This is a genomic window from Deltaproteobacteria bacterium (assembly GCA_009929795.1).
In the GTDB taxonomy this organism is placed as follows: Bacteria; Desulfobacterota; Desulfovibrionia; order Desulfovibrionales; family Desulfomicrobiaceae; genus RZZR01.
In genome coordinates this window covers 1-8316 of record RZZR01000102.1, presented here as the reverse complement: position 1 = coordinate 8316, position 8316 = coordinate 1, and the positions used below count along the sequence as shown (strand labels likewise).

General features: G+C 60.8%; 6 protein-coding genes. 1 reads left to right on the top strand and 5 read right to left on the bottom strand.

Translation table 11 applies throughout. The annotated features are described in order from the left end of the window. The coding region (gene thiC / locus EOM25_10410; protein ID NCC25590.1) for a phosphomethylpyrimidine synthase ThiC at window positions 1–1040 on the bottom strand (1040 nt) is incomplete at its 3' end. Window positions 1041–1288: 248 nt separating this feature from the next. Here thiC and EOM25_10405 point away from each other — a divergent pair. Then, window positions 1289–1915: a uracil phosphoribosyltransferase gene (locus EOM25_10405; GenBank protein ID NCC25589.1), complete on the top strand. Its 627-nt coding sequence runs from the start codon at window positions 1289–1291 to the stop codon at window positions 1913–1915. Between the two features lie 9 nt (window positions 1916–1924). Here EOM25_10405 and EOM25_10400 read toward each other — a convergent pair whose 3' ends face one another. The 4 genes from EOM25_10400 to EOM25_10385 all read right to left on the bottom strand — a co-directional run bounded on the left by EOM25_10400 (window position 1925) and on the right by EOM25_10385 (window position 8073). After that, complete coding sequence (locus tag EOM25_10400) at window positions 1925–3238, bottom strand: sigma-54-dependent Fis family transcriptional regulator (protein NCC25588.1); 1314 nt, start codon at window positions 3236–3238, stop codon at window positions 1925–1927. Window positions 3239–3243: 5 nt separating this feature from the next. Next, window positions 3244–4458, bottom strand: a complete 1215-nt coding sequence (locus EOM25_10395; GenBank protein ID NCC25587.1) for a type II secretion system F family protein — start codon at window positions 4456–4458, stop codon at window positions 3244–3246. 62 nt (window positions 4459–4520) lie between these two features. Continuing rightward, on the bottom strand, window positions 4521–6215 hold the full coding sequence (locus tag EOM25_10390) for a type II/IV secretion system protein (GenBank protein NCC25586.1): 1695 nt from the start codon (window positions 6213–6215) through the stop codon (window positions 4521–4523). Between the two features lie 28 nt (window positions 6216–6243). After that, on the bottom strand, window positions 6244–8073 hold the full coding sequence (locus tag EOM25_10385) for a hypothetical protein (GenBank protein ID NCC25585.1): 1830 nt from the start codon (window positions 8071–8073) through the stop codon (window positions 6244–6246). Window positions 8074–8316 lie beyond the last annotated feature (243 nt).

The following is an 8316-nucleotide window of genomic DNA, read 5'->3' as shown; positions in this document are numbered from 1 at the left end:
CCGGCGGCCACGTCTTCCACACTAGGCAGTGTTAGATTTTCGGCAGGGGTAATGTAGCACAAAAAATCCACTCCGTGCATGACGGCCAAGGCTCCGCCGATGGCCCCGCCGATATGGTCGTAACCCGGGGCCGTGTCCAGGGTCAGGGGCCCGAGGACATAGAGAGGGGCACACTGGCAGAGGGTCTTGATACCCTGGATCTGAGCCTGAACCTGGTTCAGTGCCACGTGCCCTGGGCCCTCGATCATGGACTGGACTCCGGCATCCCGGGCCCGGCGGGCCAGTTCGGCCAAGACAACGACCTCCTCCCATTGCACGGTATCCCCGGCGTCGGCCACGGCCCCGGGCCGCATGCCGTCACCCAGGCTCAGGGTGACGTTGTGGCGCAGGGCGATGTCCAGCAGGCGATCGTAGTGTTCGTAGAGCGGGTTTTCCCGATCGTTTTTTTCGATCCATCGGGCCAGGAGGGACCCGCCCCGGGAGACGATGCCCATGAGTCGGCCCGAGGATCGGGCCAGTTCGACGGCCCGGGCGGTGACCCCGCAGTGGACGGTCATGAAATCCACGCCCTGGACGGCCTGCTTCTCGATTTCGGCGAAGAGGTCGTCGGCCTGCATCCCGGCCGGATCCTGCCCCTGGGCGATGAATTTTTGGGCCAGGGCGTAGATGGGCACGGTGCCCAGAGCAAGGGATGTGGCCCGAAGCATGTTTTGGCGGATGGCGTCCAGATCGCCGCCTGTGGACAGGTCCATTACCGTGTGGGCCCCAGCCTGTTCCGCGGCGGCGAGCTTTTTCATTTCCAGATTCGTGTCGCTTTTGAAGGGCGAAGTGCCAAGATTGGCGTTGATCTTGATTCGGGCCGGTTGCCCGATGAGGACCGGCCGGCCGCTTTTGTGGGCCGGGTTGTGCAAAAGGACCATGGTTCCCTGGTCGAGAGCCGGTGCGACGATGTCTGGGCCGGGTTCGGACGAGGCCTCGGCCGACTCGGCCCAGGCCGTGAAGATGGAGTGCAGGATGGGGTTACGGTCCAGAAGACCCATATCGTTTCTCCTTTGGTGATTGATGTGAAGATTTGAGTCTATGTCCGGGTTCGCCGCCTGTAAACCTGACATCATGACGAATTTCAAGGGCGTGGACCAAGGTTCGGCAGACCCTGGCACCGGACGTCGGCCTCCCGCCCGCAAATCGTTCTTGACCCGTTCGGCCTGACGTCTATACCAAGGGACGGGTCGAAGGCCCGGGCGGGGCCTGTCGTCAAGCATGAACCACAATCCAAAAGGAGCATTTCATGGCTGTGAAGATCGTGGACCATCCCCTGGTCCGCCACAAACTGGGCCTCCTGCGCAAGAACGACATCAGCACCAAGAATTTTCGGGAACTGGCCTCCGAGGTGGCCCGGTTGCTGACCTACGAGGCGACCAAGGACCTGGAGACAGAAACCAGGACCGTCAACGGCTGGGCCGGACCGGTGACCGTGGAGCGGATCAAGGGCAAGAAGGTCACGGTGGTGCCGATCCTTCGGGCCGGGCTGGGGATGCTGGACGGAGTGCTCGATCTCATTCCCGGGGCCAAGGTCAGCGTGGTGGGGTTCTATCGCAACGAGGAAACCCTTCAGCCGGTCCAGTACTACGTCAAGCTGGCCAACGACATTGAGGAACGCATGGCCCTGATCATCGATCCCATGCTGGCTACGGGCGGAACGCTCATGGCTACCATCGACCTGCTCAAGAAGGCCGGGTGCAGGTCCATCCGGGGCCTTTTCCTGGTGGCCGCGCCAGAGGGTCTGCGGTCCCTGGAGGAACGCCATCCCGACGTGGACGTGTACACAGCGGCCGTGGACGAGGGGCTGAACGACGTAGGCTACATTTTGCCCGGTCTTGGCGATGCCGGGGACAAGATTTTCGGCACCAAGTAGGGGCGGGAGCTATCGTTTGTAGCGATCGACGTCGATCTCGAATTTCTTGACCCGATGCCAGAGGCTTCGGGGTTTGATTCCCAGAATCTCGGCTGCCTTGGCCTGGACTCCTCCGGCCTGCTCCAGAGCCCTGACGATGAGGCTGCGCTCGACGTGCCAGAGGTGTGTGTCCAGATTGGATTCCCGGGGCTCTTCGTCTCCATGATCAGCAGGGATGCCGCCGGATATTTCCGGTGGAAGATGCTCTGGCTCGATGGACCGACCGGCGGCCAGGATGGACGAGCGCTCCAGGACATTCTTGAGTTCCCGGACATTGCCGGGCCAGGAATGGGCTATCAACAGACGCATGGCCTCTTCGGAGATTCCTTGGTTTCCTTGGGTCCGGGATAGAAAAAATTCCGTCAGAGGCGGGATATCCTCTCTCCGCCGACGCAGTTCGGGCATGTGGATGGGGAAGATGTTGAGCCGATAGAAAAGGTCTTCCCTGAAAGCACTGTCCCGGACCATGGTTTCAAGATTCTTGTTGGTGGCGGCAATGATGCGAACGTCGACCCGGATGGTCTCGTTGCCCCCGACCCGCTCAAATTCCATTTCCTGCAGGACCCGCAAGAGCTTGCCCTGGGTGGCCATGGGCATGTCCCCGATCTCGTCCAGAAACAGGGTGCCCCCGGAAGCGGCCTCGAATCGACCGGTCCGCCGGGCCGTGGCCCCGGTGAAGGCTCCTTTCTCGTGGCCGAAGAGTTCGCTTTCCAGCAAATCGGTCGGGATGGAGATACAGTTGAGCTTGACCAGAGGGCCCTCTGCCCTGGGGCTCAGGCGATGGATGCTGGTGGCGGCCAGTTCCTTGCCTGTCCCGGACTCGCCGGTCAGCAACACCGTGGATTCAGTGGAGGCGACCTTGACGATGCGGCCGAACACGGCCCGCATGACCTCGCTGTGACCGACAAAGTCGGAAAACATGGCCCTGCTGTCCACGAGATCCAGAATTTCCTCGACCTGCTGAAACACTTGGTGGTAGTGAGAAAACTCGTTGCCGGGAGAGGAAACGGGCTTGTCCCGGCTGTTCATCCGGGCCAGTCGGGCTTGGGCCGTCCGAACGAAGCGTTCCATGGGCCGCAGGGCGAGAAAGGTGACCAGGGCGGTCAGCCCCGCTCCAGTCACGGTCAAGGCCGATGCCCAGAGAATTAGGGGCCAGATTGAACCCCGAACCCCTGGGGAGAGATGGCCAGCCTGGACTCCGACCACGAACGCCAGAAGAACGAGTCCGCCGACGATGAAGGGGAAGAGGATCCTGATGTTGATGAGAAAGCGTCGGGGGCCCATCGATTCTATCTGGAAGCCATTTGGGTCAGATCCCACATGGGCAGGAAAATAGCCAGAGCAAAAAAGCCGACAACGGCGGCTAGGCCGACGATGAGGATGGGCCCCAGATTGGTGGACATCTTGGATACGGCGTAGGCCACTTCCTCATCGTAGTGGACCGAAATTTCGTTGAGCATTTCGTCCAGATTGCCTGATTCCTCGCCGATGGCGACCATGTTCACGACCATGGGGGTGAAGAACCTGGCCTTGCGCAGAGGCTCGGAAATTCCGCGGCCTTGCTTAAGTCTTTCCTTAATCTTGTCGAATTCCCAGGAGATGGCGGCGTTACCGATGGTCCCGGACAAGATGTCCAGGGTATCCAGGACAGCGATTCCGCTGGCCTGGAGAATGGCGAAGATGCTGGCGAACCGTGACATGGCCGCCTTCTGAAAGACCGGGCCGAGAATCGGCATCTTGAGAAAGATCAGGTCCCGGACGTAGCGGCCGTTGGGGGTCTTGAGATAGAGACGCAGGCCGACGATCAAAGCGATCAGCCCTCCGATGACCAGGTACCAATAGTCTGCCAGGATGCGGTAGAGGCCGATGGCCATGACCGTCGGCAGGGGGAGGTCCAGCCCGGCGCTCTCAAAGATTGTTACGAATTTGGGGATGACGAAGGTCAGGAGAACGAAGAAGGCGATGCCCAGGGCAATGACGACGATGATCGGGTACTGGAGGGCGGACTTGATGTCGTTGCGGACCGAGAACTCATGGTCCAGGAGATAGGTCAGGCGGTTGAGGACCTCGGGCAGGGCACCGCTGGCCTCCCCGGCCCTGACCATGCTGCAGTACAGGGGCGAGAAGATCCCCGGATGTTTGGAAAAGGCCGAGTATAGGGATGAGCCGTTTTTGATGTCCTCGGTCATGGTGGCCACGGTCCGTTTGAGCTTGGGATTCTCGGTCTGGTCCTCCAGGGTCCGGAGGAGGTCCATGACCGAGATGCCGGCCTTGAACATGGTCCGGAATTGTTTGGTGAAGAGGATGAGCTCCTGGGGTTTGACCTTGGCCAACATATCCAGGACGCTTCGGCCTGAAGCGGCGGCCCGGTCCTCCTGTTCGACCTTCTGGGGGATGAGCCCCCGGGCCAGAATCTTGGAGATGGCATCTTCGCGGCTGTCAGCCTCGATGACCTCGTTGACTGTCGTTCCTGAGTCGTCCAGGGCGGTAAAGGCGAATTTCATGGTATGTTCGCAGGGTCGGCCGGTCGGTCAGGAAGCCGACGAGATGATGGTCCGGCCCGGGTTCAGGTCATGACGGCGGTGGTGGCTTCCTCCAAGGTTGTCAGCCCCTTGAGGACTTTGATGGCTGCGTCCTCCTTGAGGGTCCGCAGCCTTCCGGCATTGTGGGCTGCGGCAGTGATTTCCTGGGCCGAGCTTCGGCGCAGGGTCATCTCCTGGACCAGATCGTCGTTGACCAGGATTTCGTAGATGGCCACACGGCCCTTGTAGCCGGTCTGATTGCAGTGGAAACAACCTTTGCCCTTCTTGAACACAGGGTTCGGGATTTTGTCCAGGCCCCAGAACGAGATGGCGGCCGGTTCGGGAATGTATTCTTCAAGGCAATGCGGGCAGTTGCGGCGGACTAGGCGCTGGGCGATGGAGACCAGAAGGACTGATGAAATGAGAAAGGGCTCGATGCCCATGTCGATGAAGCGGGTGATGGCTCCGGCGGCGTCATTGGTGTGGACGGTGCTCAGAAGACGGTGGCCGGTCAGGGCGGCCTGAACGGAGATGTTGGCTGTCTCGTGGTCCCGGATTTCACCGACCATGACTACGTCGGGGTCCTGACGCAGCACGGAGCGCAGTCCGCTGGCGAAGGTCATGCCGGCCTTGGTATTCAGCTGAACCTGGCGGACTTTTTCCACTCGGTACTCGACCGGGTCTTCCAGAGTGATGATGTTGATGTCGGGTTGATTCAGGCGATGGAGCATGGCGTACAGGGTCGTGCTCTTGCCCGAGCCCGTGGGCCCGGTGGCCAGGATCATGCCGTAGGGTTTGAAGATGACCGATTCGATCTTGGCCAAGCCGGTCTCGTCCATGCCCAGGTCGTCCAGGGTCCGCCCCCCTGCACTCATGTCCAGGAGGCGCAGGACGACGTTTTCGCCGTAGATGGTCGGGAGAGTCGAGGCTCGGACGTTGATCTCCCGACGTTCCATGTTGATGGTGAACCGGCCGTCCTGGGGAATGCGGCTGGTGGCGATGTCCATGTTGGCCAAGATCTTCAGCCGGGAGACGATGGGCAGGAACATGGTCTTGGGCGGAGCCGGAACCTCCTGGAGTTTGCCGTCGATGCGGAAACGGACCTGGACGAATTTTTTCTCCGGGCTGATATGGACGTCCGAGGCCTTTTCCTTGACGGCTTGGGAGAGAATGGAGTTGACCAATCGGATGACCGGGGCCTCCTCGGCCATGTCCTGGAGGGTCGACAGTGTCACGTCCTCCTGGGCCTGGGTGACGACCATCTCCTCGTCAGGAGCCTTGGCCACGCTGTCCATGACCGAGTCCATTTCCTGTCGACCACCGTAGAGCGCTGATGCGATCTGCTCGTATTCCTGGTTGGAGCAGATCAGGGGCTCGACCTCGCGGTTAGTATAGATTTCCACGGCGTCCAGGGCCTCTATGTCCGTGGGATCGACCATGGCCACGGTCAGGAGATTGCCCTTGAGAAGGAGTGGTGCGGTCTTGTAGCGGGAGGAGATGTCGGCCGGAAGGATCTGGGCCATGTTCAGGTTCAGGGGGTAGGCCTTGGGCGTATAGCGTTGGATGTTGAGCTGGCTCCCGATCAGGTCGATGATCTGTTCTTCGCTGATGACGCCCTTGCGGATCAGGTATTCGCCGAGCTTGAATTCACCCTTATGCCGCAGGGCGTCCTGAAGGCCACTCTGATCCAGGAGGTCTGCCTCGATGAGCATTTCTCCGAGCCGTTTCTTCAGGGCCATGGTTCGATCCGAAGTTTTTGGGAGATTCTCATAGGGCGTTCCGGTCCCCCGGAATGGACGCGTAGAGGACGGTTTTGGGCGGCAGGGTCAGAATTCGGGCCTCGGAACGGACCCGTTCCGGAAGACTGGCCAAGGACCTCAAGGCCCTATCCCTTTGGGAGAAATGGCTTGGAAGGACCAGGGCAAACTGAACGGTCTCCTCTCCGGGCAGAACAAAAGAGAGCATGGCAAGGGGCCCGGCCGGGTTCTGGTCGGCCTCGCGTGCCTTGGCCAAGGCTCTTTCGAGGTCCGTGGCTGTGTCAAGAACGACGAAGAACCGCTCCTTGGCCAAGGTTTCCATGGGAACGGCCGGAAGAATGAGTCTCTGACCAACCTCGACTAGACCGATGTCGGTAATGTGGCTGTTTCTTTTCCGGAGGACGTCCATGTAAGGGGCCAAGTCCTTTATGTCACGTAGGCCTGTCGCCCGGCGGGCGATGAGATAGGGGACGAATCCTTCCTGGATAACGACTGAGCCGAGGTCCGTGGGTGGCGAGGACCGTCGTAGCGGGGCTGGGGCCGGCTGGGGCTCCGTGAGGGGTTCGGGTTTCGGTGCGGGAGTGGTCTCTTCGGCGGATTGCGGCGTGACCGGCTCGACCGCGGGCTCGGCTGGAGGCTCAGCCTGGGTCGAGGCATTGAAAGGAAAATGAAGAGTCTCTTCCATGGCCGGCTTTGATTCGACGGGGTCGGGTTGGCCATTAGGTGCGGCTTCCAGAGGTTCGGCGTGCTGCTGGGCCGGAGTCGGCTCTTCCATGGCTGACAGAGATTCGACTGACGTTTCGGGAATGGGCTCGGGTTCGGGGGCCGTAGACGTTTCCTGGCGTGAGTCGGGGCCTTCGACCGAGGCAAGGGGCCCAGCTTTGTCAACGGGCTGGCGGACAGATCTCGGAGTCTGGGCCGGTTCGGGCCAGAAGAGAACCCCGGCCCCGATGCCAAGGGCGACCAGAACCAGCGCGGCTGCGATATTCACCGTAAGTATCGGCCTGGTCTTCTTGACCGGCTTGGTCAGGCAATTCTTGACCAGGGCCGAGGAGGCCCTGGCGGTGTTTTGGATGATCATGGCCATGAAGGCCTTGTGGCAGAGGTTGACAATCTTGCGGGGGTAGCCACCAGTGGTTCGGTAGATGCGCCACAGGGCAGGCCAGGAGAAAAAGGATCGGCGAAGCTCGGGTCGGCTCTCCGAGGCCTTCTGAAGGCGGAAACGGACCATGGCCGCGGTCTCCAGAAAACTCAGAGGTTCGAGGACGTGGAGGTGGTTGATGCGGTCCTCGAAATTCTGGAGGGATTTGATGATGGGCAGGAACTCGGGCTGGGCGAAGATGACGATCTGCAGGAGCTTGAAGCGGTTGGTCTCGTAGTTCAAAAGTTCCCGCAGGACCTCCATGCACTCGGGAGTCAGCTTCTGGCCCTCGTCAATGGCCAGAACCAGTGTCTTGTTCTGTTCGACCCCGAGTTCGAAGAGCCTGGTCTTGATGTTCTCCTTGATCTGCCATTCGGAGACCGTGGGCGGTTCCTCTGGCATGCCGAAGAGTTTGGTCAGGACTAGGAGGAATTCCCGGGTAGAGGAGAAGTAGGGGTCGAGGATCAGACAGGGCTTGATTGATTCGTCCCGGGCCAGCGAGCGGAGGAAGCGTCTGCAGAGGGTGGTCTTGCCGGTTCCGACCTGCCCGAGGACGATATTCAGGCCTCGGCGGAGCCGAACGCCCATCTCGATGGACTGGAGACAGCGGACATGGCCCGGGGCCTCGAAGAAGAAGTCCGGGTCAGGGGTGTTGGCGAAAGGTTCGCGGTCGAGGTCGAATATTTTGTAGTATTCCATGCTGTCGGAACGAAGGCCAAACCCTACCTTGCGGACAGGGAGTCGTAGAAGAGTCGTTGGTCGTTGCGGCAACCGGGTTCGTGGCCCATGCCGCAGCTTTTTCGGAAGTTCTCCAGGGCCTCGGGAATCCGGCCGGTAGCCTCCATGATCAGGCCCTTGAGGTTCAGGGCCCGGGCGTTCTCCTCATCCAGATGGAGGGCCACGGCCGTGTTCTCGAAGGCCTGCTGCATCTGTCCCCGCTCG